14 protein-coding genes and 1 pseudogene are annotated in these 15,749 nt (G+C 73.1%); 10 read left to right on the top strand and 5 right to left on the bottom strand.

What is annotated here, in order from left to right; translation table 11 throughout:
* Positions 1–15: 15 nt before the first annotated feature.
* Positions 16–1,179: a DUF7847 domain-containing protein gene (locus IA22_RS0105255; protein WP_030122864.1), complete on the bottom strand. Its 1,164-nt coding sequence runs from the start codon at positions 1,177–1,179 to the stop codon at positions 16–18.
* Between the two features lie 177 nt (positions 1,180–1,356).
* Here IA22_RS0105255 and IA22_RS0105260 point away from each other — a divergent pair, with 177 nt between their 5' ends.
* From IA22_RS0105260 to dapD, 3 genes and pseudogenes are all read left to right on the top strand, one after another.
* The gene (locus IA22_RS0105260; protein WP_014156918.1) at positions 1,357–1,677 is read left to right on the top strand and encodes a DMT family transporter; all 321 of its coding nucleotides are present in this window, start codon (positions 1,357–1,359) and stop codon (positions 1,675–1,677) included.
* Positions 1,677–2,219, top strand: a pseudogene (locus tag IA22_RS0105265) (TetR/AcrR family transcriptional regulator); the annotation flags it as partial. The gene IA22_RS0105260 and the pseudogene IA22_RS0105265, both read left to right, overlap by 1 nt.
* Positions 2,220–2,376: 157 nt before the next feature.
* Positions 2,377–3,375, top strand: coding sequence for a 2,3,4,5-tetrahydropyridine-2,6-dicarboxylate N-succinyltransferase (dapD, locus tag IA22_RS0105270; protein WP_014156920.1), 999 nt, complete (start codon positions 2,377–2,379; stop codon positions 3,373–3,375).
* On the opposite strand, the gene dapA is transcribed toward dapD, so the two are convergent.
* Entirely contained in the window at positions 3,372–4,259 is an 888-nt protein-coding gene (gene dapA, locus IA22_RS0105275; protein ID WP_030122866.1) for a 4-hydroxy-tetrahydrodipicolinate synthase, read from the bottom strand. The two genes, dapD and dapA, sit on opposite strands and share 4 nt — an antisense overlap.
* Positions 4,260–4,399: 140 nt before the next feature.
* On the opposite strand from dapA, the gene IA22_RS0105280 reads away from it, so the two are divergent.
* The 5 genes from IA22_RS0105280 to IA22_RS36760 all read left to right on the top strand — a co-directional run bounded on the left by IA22_RS0105280 (position 4,400) and on the right by IA22_RS36760 (position 10,734).
* Positions 4,400–5,041: a DUF4232 domain-containing protein gene (locus tag IA22_RS0105280; protein WP_030122867.1), complete on the top strand. Its 642-nt coding sequence runs from the start codon at positions 4,400–4,402 to the stop codon at positions 5,039–5,041.
* A 284-nt stretch (positions 5,042–5,325) separates the two neighbouring features.
* Complete coding sequence (locus IA22_RS0105285) at positions 5,326–6,792, top strand: hypothetical protein (protein WP_030122868.1); 1,467 nt, start codon at positions 5,326–5,328, stop codon at positions 6,790–6,792.
* A 242-nt stretch (positions 6,793–7,034) separates the two neighbouring features.
* A complete protein-coding gene (locus IA22_RS0105290; RefSeq protein WP_030122869.1) occupies positions 7,035–8,504 on the top strand; it encodes an alkaline phosphatase PhoX in 1,470 nt (489 codons plus the stop codon).
* A 339-nt stretch (positions 8,505–8,843) separates the two neighbouring features.
* Positions 8,844–10,424: a TROVE domain-containing protein gene (locus tag IA22_RS0105295; RefSeq protein WP_030122870.1), complete on the top strand. Its 1,581-nt coding sequence runs from the start codon at positions 8,844–8,846 to the stop codon at positions 10,422–10,424.
* 79 nt (positions 10,425–10,503) lie between these two features.
* Positions 10,504–10,734, top strand: coding sequence for a hypothetical protein (locus IA22_RS36760; RefSeq protein WP_014156926.1), 231 nt, complete (start codon positions 10,504–10,506; stop codon positions 10,732–10,734).
* Positions 10,735–10,843: 109 nt separating this feature from the next.
* Here the strand turns inward: IA22_RS36760 and IA22_RS0105305 are convergent, their stop codons facing one another.
* The 3 genes from IA22_RS0105305 to IA22_RS0105315 form a co-directional block, all read right to left on the bottom strand.
* Positions 10,844–12,067 carry a TerD family protein gene (locus IA22_RS0105305; protein ID WP_030122871.1) on the bottom strand — a complete coding sequence of 408 codons (1,224 nt, stop codon included), beginning with the start codon at positions 12,065–12,067 and terminating at the stop codon, positions 10,844–10,846.
* Between the two features lie 64 nt (positions 12,068–12,131).
* Positions 12,132–12,365, bottom strand: a complete 234-nt coding sequence (locus IA22_RS0105310; RefSeq protein ID WP_014156928.1) for a hypothetical protein — start codon at positions 12,363–12,365, stop codon at positions 12,132–12,134.
* Between the two features lie 67 nt (positions 12,366–12,432).
* Positions 12,433–13,242 (bottom strand): NAD-dependent epimerase/dehydratase family protein, encoded by an 810-nt coding sequence (locus IA22_RS0105315; protein WP_014156929.1) that lies wholly within the window; start codon positions 13,240–13,242, stop codon positions 12,433–12,435.
* Between the two features lie 345 nt (positions 13,243–13,587).
* Here IA22_RS0105315 and IA22_RS0105320 point away from each other — a divergent pair, with 345 nt between their 5' ends.
* Entirely contained in the window at positions 13,588–14,547 is a 960-nt protein-coding gene (locus IA22_RS0105320; protein WP_030122872.1) for a 5-dehydro-4-deoxyglucarate dehydratase, read from the top strand.
* Complete coding sequence (locus IA22_RS0105325) at positions 14,544–15,728, top strand: hypothetical protein (RefSeq protein ID WP_030122873.1); 1,185 nt, start codon at positions 14,544–14,546, stop codon at positions 15,726–15,728. The genes IA22_RS0105320 and IA22_RS0105325 overlap by 4 nt, the downstream gene beginning before the upstream one ends.
* The last annotated feature ends 21 nt before the right edge of the window (positions 15,729–15,749 follow it).

The following is a 15,749-nucleotide window of genomic DNA, read 5'->3' on the forward strand; positions in this document are numbered from 1 at the left end:
GGCACCGGGGGCGGGTCACCACTGAGGTGTCCCGCCTCCGTACGGCGGGGGGACGGGCCCCTGGTGGGGGAAGCCCTGCGGCGGTACGCCCGCGGCCTCGGCCAGCACCGGGCCGAGGTTCTCCGTGCGGATCCGCCGGTCGACGTAGAGCAGACCGGTCACCAGCTGCGGGAACGTCGTGGAGATGATCTGGCTCACCGTCATCCCCAGCAGGGTCGCGACCAGGTAGCCGCTCATCGCCACCACCACTGCCGCGGTGCTCGGGTCCTCGTCCAGCGACGCGGTCCCGAGCATCCCGGGGAACAGGCCGAGGAACGAGAACGGGATCTGCACGATGTACCCGGCGACGGCCGCCATCAGCCCGGCCAGCAGGGTGATGCCGAAGATCCGCCACCAGTCGCCCTTCACCAGCTGGGCGGACCGGCGCAGCGCGGCGACGGGACCCTGGCCCTCGAAGACCACGGCCGCCGGAGCCAGACAGACCTTTATCCAGAGCCAGACCGCCAGCGGCCCGGTCGCCAGGGCGCCGACGACGCCCAGCGACAGGGCGACGGCCGCGCCCCTGTCCCCGTCCATGGTGAGCAGACCGACGACCAGCCCGAAGAACGCGACCATGACGAGCAGGACGGGCACGATCGCCACGAGCGACGTGAGGATCACCGCGCCGATCACGGGGAAGACGCGGGCCCACGCCCTGCGCCACACCGTCGAGAACGCGACCGGCCTGCCCAGGACGGCCTCCTGCAGCACCGCCGGGACCGCCGCGTACATCAGGCCGGAGACGACGGAGATGGTGACGATGCCCAGCAGCCCGAGGACGATGCCCGCGGTCACGAGCGGAACGACGTCCGTGGACGACGCCGTCTCGTCGTGGTCGAGGGCCACCACCCGGTCCAGATGGTCGGAGACGGCGGAGTAGGCGACGGCCACCGCCGCGCCCATCAGCAGCGTGGCGCCGCCGTAGAGCGCCGCCGCCATGCCGAACAGCTGCTTCCAGTACCTGCCCATCGTCGAGAACGCTCCGCCCAGGACGTCCCCGAGTCCCAGCGGCGCGAGCGGTATCACCCCCGGCTTCGGCGGCGGCACCCAGCCGCCCCACCCCGGAGGCCCCCCGAAGGGGTAACCGCCGTACGGCGCGCCCCCGTAGGCGCCCCCGCCCCACCCTGCGTCCTGCGCCACCACTGCTCCGTTTGTTCGTATCGTCCGGTTGTCATCAGGTCATACCGGTGCGGACACCGTAGCGTCCGGGCGCCGGTGGATCCCGGCCGGTCCGGGCGTTCCGGGGCCGCTGCGGGGGAGCGGGAGGGGTGCGCGCGATGTGTACGGCCGTACGCAACGTTGTGTACGCTTGTACGCATGGGATACGGACTGCTGGCCGCGGCCATCGCGGCGGAGGTGACCGCGACGACGGCCATGAAGTACAGCGAGGGCTTCACCCGGCTGTGGCCCTCGCTCGTCACGGTCGTGGGCTACGTGCTGGCGTTCGCGCTGCTCGCCCAGACCCTGAAGACGCTGTCGATCGGCACCGCCTATGCCATCTGGGCGGGGGTGGGCACCGCGGCCGTCGCCGCCATCGGCGTCCTCTGGATGGGCGAGTCCGCGGGTCCGGCCAAGCTGGCCGGCATCGCGCTGATCGTGGCCGGGGTCGTGGTCCTCAATCTCGGAGGGGCCCACTGATGGCCCGGCGGCACGACCCCGAGCGGCGCGAGCGCATCATCGAGGCGGCCATCCGGGTCGTCGGCGCCCAGGGCATCGCTGGTCTCAGCCACCGCAGTGTGGCCGCCGAGGCGGATGTGCCGCTCGGCTCGACGACGTACCACTTCGCCTCCCTCGACGAGCTGCTGGTCGCCGCGCTCCGCCGGTGCAACGAGAACTTCGCCCGGATGGTCCGGGAGGGGGGCGGTCTCGCCGACCCCGCCGTCCCGCTCGCCGACGCGCTGACCCGGCTGCTGGGGGAGTGGTTCTCGGGCGGGCGCGGGCCGATGGAGCTGGAGTACGAGCTGTACCTCGCGGCGCTGAGGCGGCCCGTCCTGCGGCCGGTGGCGGGCGAGTGGGCCGACGCGCTGGTCGAGCCGATCGCCCACCGCACCGACCCGGCCACCGCGCGGGCGCTCACGGCGCTGCTGGACGGGATCTGCCTCCAGGTGCTCCTGACCGGCGGCGAGTTCGACCCGGTGTACACCCGGGAGATGCTGGCGAGGCTCGCCGAGGGGGGAGCCGACCGGAGCGCGCGCGGTCCGGCACGGGGGAACGCCTCCTCGGGGCGACGGAGACGGGACCCCCGGGCGACCGCTGACCCGGCGGGAGACGGACGGACACGCTCCGGCACCTGAGACCGGTTCGCACGCGCGGGGCTCGGACGGTTAGGTTCTGTGCATGACCGACACGACTTCCCAGGGCTCCGCCCGCACCACCGGCGCCGTCGCCGCCGGCCTCGCCACCATCGCCGGTGACGGCACCGTCCTCGACACCTGGTTCCCCGCCCCCGAGCTCACCGCCGAGCCCGGCCCCGCGGGCACGCAGCGCCTGACCCCCGACGAGGCGGTGAACCGCCTCGGTGAGGGCGCGGCCAAGGCCATCGGTGTGGACGCGCGCCGTGGTGTGGAGATCGTCGCCGTGTCCACGGTCATCTCCTCGCTCGACGACAAGCCGCTCGACGCGCACGACACCTACCTGCGGCTGCACCTGCTCTCGCACCGTCTCGTCCAGCCCCACGGGCAGAACCTCGACGGCATCTTCGGCTTCCTCGCCAACGTCGCCTGGACGTCGCTGGGTCCGGTGGCCGTCGACGACCTGGAGAAGGTCCGGCTGAACGCCCGCGCCGAGGGCCTGCACCTCCAGGTCACCTCCGTGGACAAGTTCCCCCGGATGACGGACTACGTCGCGCCCAAGGGCGTACGGATCGCCGACGCCGACCGGGTCAGGCTCGGGGCGCACCTCGCCTCCGGCACGACCGTGATGCACGAGGGCTTCGTCAACTTCAACGCGGGCACCCTCGGCACCTCCATGGTCGAGGGGCGCATCTCCGCGGGCGTCGTCATCGGCGACGGGTCCGACATCGGCGGCGGCGCCTCCACCATGGGCACGCTGTCCGGCGGCGGCAAGGAGCGCATCGCCATCGGCAAGCGCTGCCTGATCGGCGCGGAGGCGGGCATCGGGATCGCGCTCGGCGACGAGTGCGTCGTCGAGGCCGGGCTCTACGTCACGGCCGGCACCCGGGTCACGATGCCGGACGGACAGGTCGTCAAGGCGCGCGAGCTCTCCGGCGCCTCGAACATCCTCTTCCGCCGCAACTCGGTCACCGGAGCCGTCGAGGCCCGCCCGAACAACGCGGTGTGGGACGGGCTCAACGACGTCCTGCACAGCAACGACTAGGCGGTAGCGGCGAGGAGTTCCTCGTACAGCCCACGCAGCCCGGCGGCCGCCTCGCGGCCGGCGGGCTGCAGCGGTTCCCGGACCGTCCCCGCGCCCAGCAGCGCCTTCGCGGTGACGGTGCCCGGCAGGCCGGCGGCCATCATGGCCTCGACCAGCGGAGCCACCAGACCGTTGAGACGGGCCGCCTCCGCGGTGTCACCGGCGTCGAACGCGTCCAGCACGGCCCGCATCTGACGGGGGACCGCGTTGGCGACCGTGCTGACGTATCCGGCACCGCCGATCGCGTACAGCGGGAGGTTCAGCTCCTCGCAGCCCGAGTAGTACGCCAGCGAGGTCCGCGCCATCACCCCGGTGGCCGCGAGCAGGTCGTACGAACAGTCCTTGACCGCGAGGACGCGCGGGTGTTGCGCCAGACGCAGCAGCGTCGCCGGTTCGATGCGCGTGCCGGTGCGGCCCGGGATGTCGTACAGCATCAGCCCGACGCCGGTCGCCTCCGCGACCTTGAGGAAGTGCGCCTCCACGGCGGCCTGCGGCGGGCGGCTGTAGTAGGGGGTCACCACCAGCAGGCCGTCCGCGCCCGCCGCCTCCGCCTCCTGCGCGAGCCGGACCGTGTGCCGGGTGTCGGAGCTCCCCACCCCCGCGATCAGCGGGACCGAGCCCCCGACCGCCTCCCGGACCGCCCGCAGCAGCGCCGTCTTCTCCTCGTCCGTCGTGGTCGGTGACTCGCCGGTGGTGCCGCTGAGCACGAGACCGTCGCACCCGTCCGCCACGAGGGCGGCGGCATGGCGGCGGGCGGCGTCCAGGTCCAGGCCGCCCGCGGCGGTGAACGGTGTGATCATGGCGCAGAGGGCGCGGCCGAAGGGCCTCGTGGCGGGGGAAGTCATGTCCGCAGTCTCCGTGTCCGGCCGGTGCGGGTCCACTTAGATCTGCTTGGGGTGGAAGGCAAGAGACGCTGAACGGTGAAGCCCCTCTGGCATGATCGAACAGAGAGGCGACGAACCGTTCCAGGGGTGGGGCACACGGAATGCGCGTACGGAAGACGATCTCGGCGGCCGTGCTCACGGCGGCCGTCCTGACGCTGTCCGGCTGCGCCGGATTCCTCGTCCCGGCGGGTGAGGGGGAGCCGGCCCCGGAACCGGGCCGCACGGCCGCGACGCGGCCGGCCGGCACCGCCCCAGCCCCGGGCGCCGGGGCCACGACGGACGCGCCGGCCCAGGGCGCCCCGAGCCCCTCGCCGTCGGCCGGTGACTGCCCGGCATCCGGTGCGGTCGTGGACATGGGGCCCGTCCAGACGGCGATGTTCCACCGCGCCGTCACCCTCACGCTCACCAACTGCGGGAAGCGGCCGTACCGGGTCCACGGCTACCCGTCGGTCCGGGCGCTGGGCGAGGACGGGGGGCGCATCCCCGTCCCCGTCAACCCGGGCGGATCGATGTTCGGCAACGACGAGGGGCCCGAGGAGGTCGTGCTCCGGCCCGGCGGGACGGTCACGTCGACCCTGGCCTGGGTCTCCACGAAGGAGGGCGGCGACCTCATCGAGGGCGACGCCCTGGAGATCGCGGCCGCGCCGGACGCCGGGGCGAGGATCTTCCCGCTGGAGGAACACGACGTCCGGCTGATGGACGAGCTGAACACGACGGCCTGGCGCGAGGACACGGCCGGCTGACCGGTCGTCACCTGCCCTGATCCCCGGGGGCGGCCGTGCACGGCGCGCACGCCGGGCGGGCGTCGGACCGCCGGTCCCGCGACGGCTCCGGGCCCGGGACCACCCCGGCCGGGGAAGCGGCAGCGCGCCGCCGGAGGCCCGCCCCGGCATCGGCGGGGACCTCGGACGGAACCGGGCACCACGGGACGGAATGCGTCTACGCTGGAGCCCGCGGCCGGGGACCCGTACACACAGGGGCCGGCCCGTCGCACACATCCCGCGCACGCCCCGAGGAGAACCCCCTGATGTCCGCAGAGCGCCCCTCCCTGCCGCCGGTGCGGCTGCACACCGAGGCCGAGCTGGCACGGGACGCGCTGGCCGCTCCGCTGCTCGCCCGGGCCGTCCGCCTCGCCCGCTGGGCGGGCCCCGCGACCCGGGTGGGCGCCGGCGGCGAGCTCGTCGAGGCGCAGCTGCCCGCGGCCGCCGAGCACCTGGGCCTCGGCGACGACGAGGACGGCGCGGCGTACGCCAGCGAGGCATGGCGCCTCGCCGTCGACACGGGGCTCCTCGACGTCGAGGACCCGGAGGGCGAGGAGGCGGAGGACGACGCCGAAGGCACCGTGACGGTCGGGGAGAACCTGGGCCTGCTGACCTCCGGTTCGCCGCAGGACGTCCTCGCGATCTGGCTCGACGGCCTGGAGGCCGTGCACGCGGACGCCACCGCCCCGGCCTTCGACGACTTCGCCGACCTCATCGGCGAGGACGGCAGCGTCGACTTCGAGGCCCTGGACTGGGACCCGCAGGAGGAGGCCGAATTCCTCGACGGCGTGCTCGGCAACCTCTATCTGCTGACGCTCTCGGAGGCGGGTCCCGCGGACGCCCCGGTACCGCTGCCCGCCCTGGCCGCGTCCATGGTGGTGCCCGAGGACATGGGCGAGCCCACCGACGACGTCCTCGAACAGGTGTCGGAGGTCATGATGCGGCTGGACGACCAGTTCCGGGTGCTCGCCCCCATCGGGATCGTCGAGTACCGGCCGGTGGACGAGGCGTTGCTGACCGAGGAGGGCGAGGAGGCGACACCGCCCGCCGACGACGACGACGTCACCCGCTACGGCATGGTCAAGCTGACCCCGCTCGGTCTCTACGGCATCCGGGAACGCATGCTGGAGGCCGGCGTGGACGCCCCCGCCGTCGGTGACCTCGCGGACAAGGGGGCCGACGTCCTCCTCGACGGCATCGCGTACTACCCCGAGGAGGCCGCGCGCACCGAGGTCGGCCTCTGGCTCGGCCGGCGCGGCACGGACGAGGCGGAGGCGGCCGCTGCCGAACTCCTGGGCGCGGCACGGGGAGCCGACGAGCGCGCCCCGCTGCGCAGGCTCCACTGCCAGCAGGCCCTCGCGCTGGTCGGGCCGGAGGCCGAGCCCGCCGTGCGCGCCGTGCTCGACGACCCCGAACTCGGCGGACTGGCGCGGGTCTGGCTCGCGGAGCGCGGCGCCGCGGACGTACCGGCGCCTCCGGAGTCGATGATCTTCTGGCTCGCCGTCGACACGATCGCCGCCCAACTGGACGCGGACGGCGATCTGGAGGAGCTCCAGGAACTGGTCGAAGGGCTCTCCGGCCAGCACAGCGGCTTCTTCGACCAGGCATGGAGGGTCGAGCACCCCGCGACGCCGGACGTGCTGGAGGCCGTGGGACGGCTGCACCGGGACCGCAAGATCGCCAAGGACGCCCGCAAGGCCGCCTTCAAGGCCCGCTCGCGCGCGAAGGACTGAACCCGGGGCGTGCACGGCCGGTCCGGACCGCTGAGCGCCTGGAGCCGGGAGGGCTCGGGGCGGAGGGTTTCGGCCAGGGCGTCCTGCACCGGACACGGCCGGGTGCACCGGTTCGTCCCGGAACGCGGCACGGTTTGATGTGCAGGCCCGCTCGACGTCGTACGTCGTTCAACTCCTGTTGGTGCGGGGCAGGGAGCGTGATCGCGCCAACCCACCCGGCCACGCACCAGCAGGAGTCCTCGATGTCGATCACGCGCAGGGAATTCAGCAGACAGTCCGCCCTCACCGGCGCCGGCATAGCCCTGACCGGTGCCGTCGGCACCCTGGCCACGGCTCCCGGCGCCCTGGCGGCCGAGGACGCGCGACACGGCGGCGGACACGGGCACGACGACGACAAGGGGCACGGGCTCGGCAAGGAGCTCGGCTACGGCCCGCTGCTCCCCGACCCGAAGGGCATACTCGCGCTGCCCGCCGGATTCTCGTACCGCGTCCTCACCCACAGCGGTGTCACCAAGCTGGAGACCGGCGAGCCGACCCCCTCCAACCACGACGGCACCGCCGCCTTCGAAGGGGCCCGCGGAGTCACCCTGCTGGTCAACAACCACGAGCTGAGCGGCACCCGGGCCGGCTGGGAGCACCCCGTCCCGCTCACCGAGGGCCTCGTGTACGACCCGGTCGCCGCCGGCGGCTGCACGGTCGTGGAGACCCGCCGCGACGGCCGCACCGCCGAGTGGGTCGGTATCGCCGGCACGTCGACCAACTGCGCGGGCGGCAGCACCGAGTGGGGCACCTGGCTCACCTGCGAGGAGACCGAGGACAAGGCCGGCAAGAACGGCCTCCTCAAGGACCACGGCTACGTCTTCGAGGTCGACCCGTACGACAAGCGCGCCAACCGCGACCCGCGACCGATCAAGGCGTTCGGCCGGTACGCCCACGAGGCCGTCGTCATCGACCCGAAGCGCGGCCACGCCTATCTGACCGAGGACGCCTCCGGCCCCAACGGCCTGCTCTACCGCTGGGTCCCGCCGCACGGCTTCACGCACGGCCGCGGCAAGCTGCGCACGCTCGCCGACGACGCCGGTGTCCTCCAGGCCGCCAAGTGCTTCGACAGGAAGGGCGCGTTCGTCGACGACCTGTCGCGCGCCACGGAGATCGGCACCGTCTACGGCGTGGACTGGGCCGACGTGCCCGACCGCGACGCGAAGACGGTCTCGGTCCGCAAGCAGTTCACCGAGGGACAGGTCACCCGGGCCCGCAAGCTCGAGGGCATGTGGTGGGGCGACGGCGGTGCCTACGTCGTCTCCTCCTTCGCGCGCGGCGAGAGCCCGGTCGCCCACGACGGCCAGGTCTGGTTCTACGACCCCAAGCGCCGCACGCTGACCCTGAAGGTGCTCCTCGGCGTCAACGCCGACCCCTCCAAGGACGGCGCCTTCGACGGCCCGGACAACATCACCGTGTCCCCCTACGGCGGTCTGGTCATCGCCGAGGACGGCGAAGGGATCCAGCACCTCTTCGGGGCCACCGACAGCGGCCGCACCTACCCGATCGCGCGCAACGAGCTGAACGGCGGCACGGAGGAGGACCCCTCCTACAGCGAATTCACCGGGGTCACCTTCTCGCCCGACGGGAAGACGCTGTTCGCCAACATCCAGACCCCCGGCATCATGCTCGCCATCACGGGCCCGTGGAAGCGCCAGCCGCACAAGCACTGACCCGGCACCGGCACGTGCGGCGCGCGCGGGAAATCCCCTCGCGCGCCGCGCGGCCGTCCTCCTAGAGTCATGGCCATGCACCTCCCGGTGCGAAGGCAGCGGCTACTTCCTTTCCCGAAACACGCCGCAGCCGTCCTGATCTCGGGAGGCACATGCGCCGGGGTGCCCGGTGCGCAGGTGACGGATACTTCATTGATCCGAGGGTCGCGGGTTCGAGTCCCGCCCGGCCACGGCCGGTAGCTCAGCCGGACAGAGCATCGGAAGAGCACCGTCGCCGACTCCTGATCTCGGGCACCCCTCCTCCGCTGTGCCCTCTCCCATGAATTCGGGGGAATTCACATGGCACGCTTCAACACCCGGCTCACCCGTTCCCCTGTCACCTCGCCCGTGACGACGACCGGATGCACCGCCCGCAACCACCAGGGCGCCACAGGGCATCTGCGCGACAGCCGTTCCGAGCTGTTCCTGCTCGCGGTCGCCAACTTCGTGTCGCAGGAGACCTTCCACGAGGACGGGGAGGAGCGCGACACGCGCTACGCCGCGCTGGTGCGGGCGCTCGCCGTCGAGGACCCGGAGTGGACGGCCGGGCTGCTGCGCTGGCTGCGCCGCGACGGACGGATGCGCACCGCGTCGGTCGTCGGCGCCGCCGAGTACGTGAAGGCGCGGCTCGACGCCGGCGCGGTGGACGGCCCCTCCAACCGGCAGGTCGTGGACTCCGTACTGCTGCGCGCGGACGAGCCCGGTGAACTGCTCGGGTACTGGACCTCGCGCTACGGCCGCGCCGTGCCCAAGCCCGTCAAGCGCGGGATCGCCGACGCGGTGCGCCGGCTCTGGGACGGCAAGGCGCTGCTGAAGTACGACACCGCGTCCAGGGTCTACCGCTTCGGTGACGTACTCAACCTGGTGCACGCCGCGCCGGACCCCGCCAAGCCCTGGCAGGGCGATCTGTTCCGGTACGCGCTGGACCGCAGGCACCACCCCGAGGGCGCGGAGGCGCCCGCGTCGGACCGCACGCTGACGGCCCACCGGGCACTCATGGCGGTACCGGCCGCCGAACGGCGTTCGGTGATCACCGGGCCCGGAGGCGCGGAGCGGCTGGCCGAGGCGGGCATGACCTGGGAGGCGCTGGCCGGCTGGCTGCAGGGGCCGATGGACGCCGCGGCCTGGGAGGCCGTGATCCCGTCCATGGGGGCGATGGCGCTCGTGCGCAACCTCCGCAACTTCGACGAGGCGGGGGTCCCGGACGGGACCGCGGCGCGTGTGGCGGCACGGATCAGTGACCCGGAGGCCGTGGCCTCGTCGCGGCAGTTCCCCTTCCGCTACCTCGCGGCGTACCGGCACGCGCCGTCGCTGCGCTGGGCGTACCCGCTGGAGCAGGCGCTCGGTCACTCCCTGGCGAACGTCCCGGCGCTGCCCGGCCGCACCCTGATCCTGGTGGACCGCTCGGGGTCGATGTGGTCGCCGCTCTCCGACCGCTCCCTGCTGAACCGTGCGGACGCGGCGGCCGTCTTCGGTGCGTCGCTCGCGCTGCGGGCCGCGGACGCGGACCTGGTGGAGTTCGGCACGACCAGCTCGGCGGTCGGGTACCGCAAAGGGGAGTCCGTGCTGAGGATCCTGGACCGGTTCGGCGACCTGGGCGGCACGAACACCGTGCAGGCGGTGCGCAAGCACTACCGCGCGCACGACCGGGTGCTGATCGTCACCGACGAGCAGGCGTCGTTCACCTACTACGGCGACGCCACCGGAGGGATCCCGCCGACCGTGCCCGTCTACACCTGGAACCTCGCCGGCCACCGGGTCGGTCACGCGCCGTCCGGAAGCGAGAACCGCCACACGTTCGGGGGACTTTCCGACGCGGCGTTCCGCATGGTGCCCTTGCTGGAAGCGGGCAGGAGCGCCGACTGGCCCTGGAACCGCTGATTACGAATGCGGCACTACTGACCCCTCCGGAGCGGTCGGGCATGGCGTCCGGCGCTTACAGGGCGCATACTCGACCGTAATGAAACAGTCAGCCGGTTCCCGGCGTCACCTGCCTTCCAGTCCCTTCAACCGCCCGGCCCAGGCGGCCCCACCGGTCGAGTGCTTCGATGTGGGCGACAGGGTGTCGCACGACCAGTTCGGACTCGGTCGGGTCCTCGCCGTCGAGGGCGACAACGACGCGGTACTCATCGACTTCTCCGGTCGACAGGGGAGGATCCTGAGTCCGTACTCGAAGCTGACCAAGCTCTGAGGGAGCGCACGAGCACGCTACGCGTCCCGCCGGAGACTCTCCGGATCCGGGGCACCTGAAGGGGAGACCCGTCAGGTGCCCCGGAAGCCGTTGCGGGGCCCGTCGGGCGCTACAGGGCCTTCGCGGCGGGCTTGACCATGCCGCGGACGGTCCGTGACTTCACGAACTCACCCATGGCCGTCATCTCCCACTCACCGGAGAACTGCTTGATCAGCTTGGCCATCATTACGCCGGTCTGCGGTTCCGCCCCGGTCAGGTCGAAGCGGACCAGCTCCTCCCCGGTGGCCGCGTCGATGAGCCGGCAGTAGGCCTTGGCGACCTCGGTGAACTTCTGCCCGGTGAACGAGTTGACCGTGAAGACCAGTCCGGTGGCCTCGGCGGGGATCCTGCCGAGGTCGACGACGATCACCTCGTCGTCACCCGCGCCCTCTCCGGTGAGGTTGTCGCCGGAGTGCTTGATCGCGCCGTTCAGGATGGAGAGCTTGCCGAAGTAGCAGCTGTCCAGGTGGCCGCGGTCGGGGCCGAAGGCGATCACCGAGGCGTCGAGGTCGATGTCCTTGCCCCGGAACGCGGGCTCCCAGCCCAGACCCATCTTGACCTGCGAGAGCAGCGGCCTGCCGCCCTTGACCAGGGAGACCGTCTGGTTCTTCTGGAGGCTGATCCGGCCCTTGTCGAGGTTGATCTTGCCGGAGCCGGCGGGCGGGGCGGGCGGTGCCGGCGGGGCCGCGGGGGCGGGGGGAGCGATCCGGGGGTCCACGGGAGCGGCCACGGGGGCCGGGGGAGCGACGGGCGGGGCGACGGGTGCGGCCGGAGCGGGCGCCGCGGCGGCGGGCTCCTCCACCGAGACGCCGAAGTCCGTCGCGATCCCGGCCAGACCGTTCGCGTAGCCCTGGCCGACCGCGCGGGCCTTCCAGGCGCCGTTGCGCAGGTAGATCTCGATGACCACCAGTGCCGTCTCGCTGCCCAGTTGCGGCGGGGTGAAGGTGGCGAGCGCGCTGCCGTCGTCCGCGTTGCGCACGGTGGCGGTGGGCTCGACGCCCTGGAAGGTCCGGCCCGCGGCGTCGGGGCTCGCCGTGACCACGATCTTCTCGATGCCCGGGGGGACCGCCGTGGTGTCCACGACGATCGCGTCGGGCGCGGACCCGCCGCCCGGGCGGTACGTCACGCCGGGGCCCGAGGGCTGGTTGTAGAAGATGAAGTCGTCGTCGGAGCGCACCTTGCCGTCGGCGGTGAGCAGCAGGCCCGAGACGTCGAGCCGCACCGGGGCGGCGACGTCCACCGCCACGCGGGCGGCGGAGAGAGGGATGTTCGAGCCGGGGGTCATTGCGGTCATGCACGGGGTAACGAACGACCCGGCTTTGCCGTTCCCTTACCTTCGGCGGCTTGCTCCGTACGGCTCAGCGCCCGCCGCGGGCCCGGTTGCGGGGGTGCTCGCGGGCGGTGCGTTCGTTGCCGTGCCGGTAGGCGCCGGTCCAGCGGGCCATGACGAGCTGGGCGTCGCCGGAGACCACCTCGGCCAGGAACTTCTCCGCCCGGCCGCCGCGCAGGGTGCCCGCGGGGCGGCCGTGGTGGGTGACGGTGACGCTCGCGTCGCCGTGCTGCTCGTACTGGAATCCGGAGGGTTTCGGCATGGCCGTATGGTGCCCGCCCCCGCGGCCTCGCGTCGCGCGAATTACGGCACGGACCGGCGCGGGCCCGTCAGTGGGGCCAGATCGGGGGGTTCGTGACGAAGTGCCCGCCGAGGTGGGCGTGGTCGGGGTTGTCCGGGTCCAGTTCGCCCTGCTCGGCGACGAGCTTCTCCGCGTACTGCTCGGAGTCGTCCTGCGGGTCGTAGCCGAGGGAGCGGGCCGTGGTCAGGTCCCACCACAGGCGGGTGTTGTCGGACGAGCCGTAGACCACGGTGTGCCGCACGTCCTCGGCGGTGAGGGCCGCGTGGAAGAGGCGCGCTCCGTCGCCGGGGCTCATCCAGACGGACAGCATCCGCACCGACGTCGGTTCCAGGAAGCAGGAGCCGATGCGCACGGAGACGGTCTCCACGCCGTGCTTGTCCCAGTAGAGCTGGGCGAGGTCCTCGCCGAAGGACTTCGACAGCCCGTAGAAGGTGTCGGGGCGGCGGGGGGTCCCGACGGGGATCAGCGGATCACCCGCGAGCGGGCGGGGGGTGTAGCCGATGGCGTGGTTGGAGGAGGCGAACACGATCCGCCCGACGCCCTCCTCGCGTGCCGCCTCGTAGAGGTTGTACGTGCCTTCGATGTTGGAGCGCAGGATCTTGTCGAACGAGGCTTCGAGGGAGATGCCCGCCAGGTGGATCACCGCGTCGACGCCCCGTACGGCCTCCCGCAGTGCGGCCCTGTCGCCGAGATCGGCGGTGATCGCGTCCGGCTCGCCCTCGACGGGAGCGACGTCGAGGAGCCGGAGGTCGTAGCCGTACGCGGGGAGCAGTCCCCGCATCAGGGTGCCCAGGCCGCCGGCGGCGCCGGTGAGAAGGACGGTACGGGGAGCTGGCATACGTGGATCTCCTCGGTGCGGGCACAGGGCGCAGGGCGCGGCGTGCGCGGACGGTGCGGGGCTGGGCTGCGGGGGGACTGGCGTACGGACAGCGAGGTGCGCGTGGCGCGCGGATGCCACGCGATCGCCCGGGATGCGTCCGGCTCATGGACGGCATTCACATGCGTGGACACGCTAGGAAGGAGTGGCGGACCGCGTCAAGTGGCGCTCCGTGCCGACCGGTCCGGTCCCGGTCCGGGTGTACGTGTCTTGACCGGCGCCGCGCGACTGCCTTAGCGTGGCAGCGTTCAGAGATATGGACACCGATCATAATTGTGCACGCCTGGATCTGCTCAGGGAGCGCCCGTGACCTCAGCCCCCCTTGCCGCCCGACTCACCACCGTCGCCGGGCCGCTCTTCTTCCCCGTCACCGCCTACGGGCCGGACGGCGCCGTCGACCTCGACGCCTTCCGCGCGCACGTGCGCACGGGTGTCGACGCCGGTGCCGCGGCCGTCTTCGCCTGCTGCGGCACGGGCGAGTTCCACGCGCTGGACCCCGAGGAGTTCCGGCTCGTCGTCGGTGCGGCCGTCGAGGAGGCCGGCGGCCGGGTGCCCGTCGTCGCCGGTGCCGGCTACGGCACGGCGCTCGCCGTCCGGTACGCGGAACTCGCCGAGGAGGCGGGGGCGGACGGGCTCCTCGCCATGCCGCCCTACCTCGTCGTCGCCGGCCAGGAGGGACTGCTCGCCCACTACACGGCCCTCGCCGCCGCCACCTCGCTGGAGACGATCGTCTACCAGCGGGACAACGCCGTCTTCACCCCGGAGACCGTCGTCGCCCTGGCCCGGACGCCCGGGATCGTCGGACTCAAGGACGGCCTCGGCGACCTCGACCTGATGCAGCGCATCGTCAGCGCCGTACGCAGCGCGCTGCCGGGCGAGGACTTCCTGTACTTCAACGGGCTGCCCACCGCGGAGCTCACCGGGCTCGCCTACCGGGGCATCGGCGTCACGCTCTACTCCTCCGCCGTCTTCGCCTTCGCCCCCGACATCGCCCTCGCCTTCTACCGGGCGCTGGAGTCCGGCGACGACGACCTGGCCAACGCGCTGCTCGACCACTTCTACCGGCCGCTCGTCGAACTGCGGGCCAAGGGCCACGGGTACGCCGTGTCGCTCGTGAAGGCGGCCGTCCGGCTGGGGGGCCTGGAGGTCGGACCGGTGCGCACCCCGCTCACCGAGCCCCCGGCGGAGCACGTCGACGAGCTCGCCTCGATCATCGCGAGCGGCCGTGCGGTGCTGGACAAGTACCGTGCCGGGGAGGGCGAGTGAGAGCCTCCGCCTTCCTGTACCCCTGGGACGTTGTGGGGGACCCGGACGCCGCGGCCCGGCTCGCCGACACCGGCGTCCAGCAGGTGACGCTGGCCTCCGCCTACCACTCCACCCGGGCGCTGACCCCGCGCCATCCCGGCCGCCGGATCGTCACCGCCGAACACGCCGCGGTGCTCTACCCGCCCGACGCCACGCGCTGGGCGGGCCGGGGGCTGCGCCCCTTCACGCAGTCCTGGGTGGCGGGCGAGGACCCCTACGGGGAGGCGGCCGAGGCCCTGGCGGGCGCGGGCCTCCAGGTGCACTCCTGGGTGGTCCTCGCGCACAACTCCCGCATGGGCGCGGAGCATCCGGAGACCTCCGTCGTCAACGCCTACGGCGACCGGTACCCCTGGGCGCCGTGCATCGCCCGGCAGGCCGTCCGCGCGTACCTGGTGGACCTGGCGGCCGAGGCCGCCGTGCGCCCCGGGACGCACGGCACCGAGCTGGAGTCGTGCGGCTGGTACGGCTTCGCCCATCTGCACGCCCACGACAAGACCTCCGGGGTCGCTCTCGGGGACGCGGCGCAGTACCTGATGTCCCTCTGCTTCTGCGCCGACTGCCGGGCCGGCTACGGCTCGGCGGGGCTCGACGCCGAGGAACTGCGTGCCGCCGTGCGCCGCGCCCTGGAACCGGTCTGGTCCGGGTCCGGCTCCGGTGAGCAGGGCTGGGCCGGGGTGGAGCAGTTGCTCGGCGCCGGACTCGCCGGGGCCACCCTGCGGTGGCGCCGCCAGGTCGCCGGGAGCCTCCAGGAGGCCGCCGTCGCCGCCGTGCGGGCCGCGGCGCCGGGGCCGGGCTTCAAGGTGCTGCTGCACGCCGACCCCGCCTCCCACCGCACCGGTGCCAACGTGGGGACGGACCCCGCCCACATCCTGTCCACGGCCGACGGCGTCGTGCTTCCGTGCACCGGCGGGGACGCGGCCCGCGAGGCGGTGCTCGGGCCGTTCGCCGGGCTCTCCGGGGTGCTGGCCGCGAACTTCAACGTGGTGAGCGGGATGGGCGGCAGCCCGGGCACCCTGGAGCGGGACGCCTCGCACGCGGCCTCGCTCGGCGCGAACCAGCTGCGCCTCTACCACGCGGGCCTGGCCTCCGGGCCGGACCTGAGCGCCGTCACGAAGGCGCTCTCCGCGGTCGGCGGCGGCTGACCCCGGGTCTCCCGCATCCTC

Origin of the sequence: Kitasatospora papulosa, from assembly GCF_000717245.1 — a bacterium.
GTDB lineage: Bacteria > Actinomycetota > Actinomycetes > Streptomycetales > Streptomycetaceae > Streptomyces > Streptomyces papulosus.

Excerpts from the sequence above, each read along its gene's own strand:
- IA22_RS0105260 (WP_014156918.1), top strand. The coding sequence starts at position 1,357 with ATGGGATACGGACTGCTGGCCGCGGCCATCGCGGCGGAGGTGACCGCG.
- dapD (WP_014156920.1), top strand. The coding sequence starts at position 2,377 with ATGACCGACACGACTTCCCAGGGCTCCGCCCGCACCACCGGCGCCGTC.
- dapA (WP_030122866.1), bottom strand. The coding sequence starts at position 4,259 with ATGACTTCCCCCGCCACGAGGCCCTTCGGCCGCGCCCTCTGCGCCATG.
- IA22_RS0105280 (WP_030122867.1), top strand. The coding sequence starts at position 4,400 with ATGCGCGTACGGAAGACGATCTCGGCGGCCGTGCTCACGGCGGCCGTC.
- IA22_RS0105285 (WP_030122868.1), top strand. The coding sequence starts at position 5,326 with ATGTCCGCAGAGCGCCCCTCCCTGCCGCCGGTGCGGCTGCACACCGAG.
- IA22_RS0105290 (WP_030122869.1), top strand. The coding sequence starts at position 7,035 with ATGTCGATCACGCGCAGGGAATTCAGCAGACAGTCCGCCCTCACCGGC.
- IA22_RS0105295 (WP_030122870.1), top strand. The coding sequence starts at position 8,844 with ATGGCACGCTTCAACACCCGGCTCACCCGTTCCCCTGTCACCTCGCCC.
- IA22_RS36760 (WP_014156926.1), top strand. The coding sequence starts at position 10,504 with ATGAAACAGTCAGCCGGTTCCCGGCGTCACCTGCCTTCCAGTCCCTTC.
- IA22_RS0105305 (WP_030122871.1), bottom strand. The coding sequence starts at position 12,067 with ATGACCGCAATGACCCCCGGCTCGAACATCCCTCTCTCCGCCGCCCGC.
- IA22_RS0105310 (WP_014156928.1), bottom strand. The coding sequence starts at position 12,365 with ATGCCGAAACCCTCCGGATTCCAGTACGAGCAGCACGGCGACGCGAGC.
- IA22_RS0105315 (WP_014156929.1), bottom strand. The coding sequence starts at position 13,242 with ATGCCAGCTCCCCGTACCGTCCTTCTCACCGGCGCCGCCGGCGGCCTG.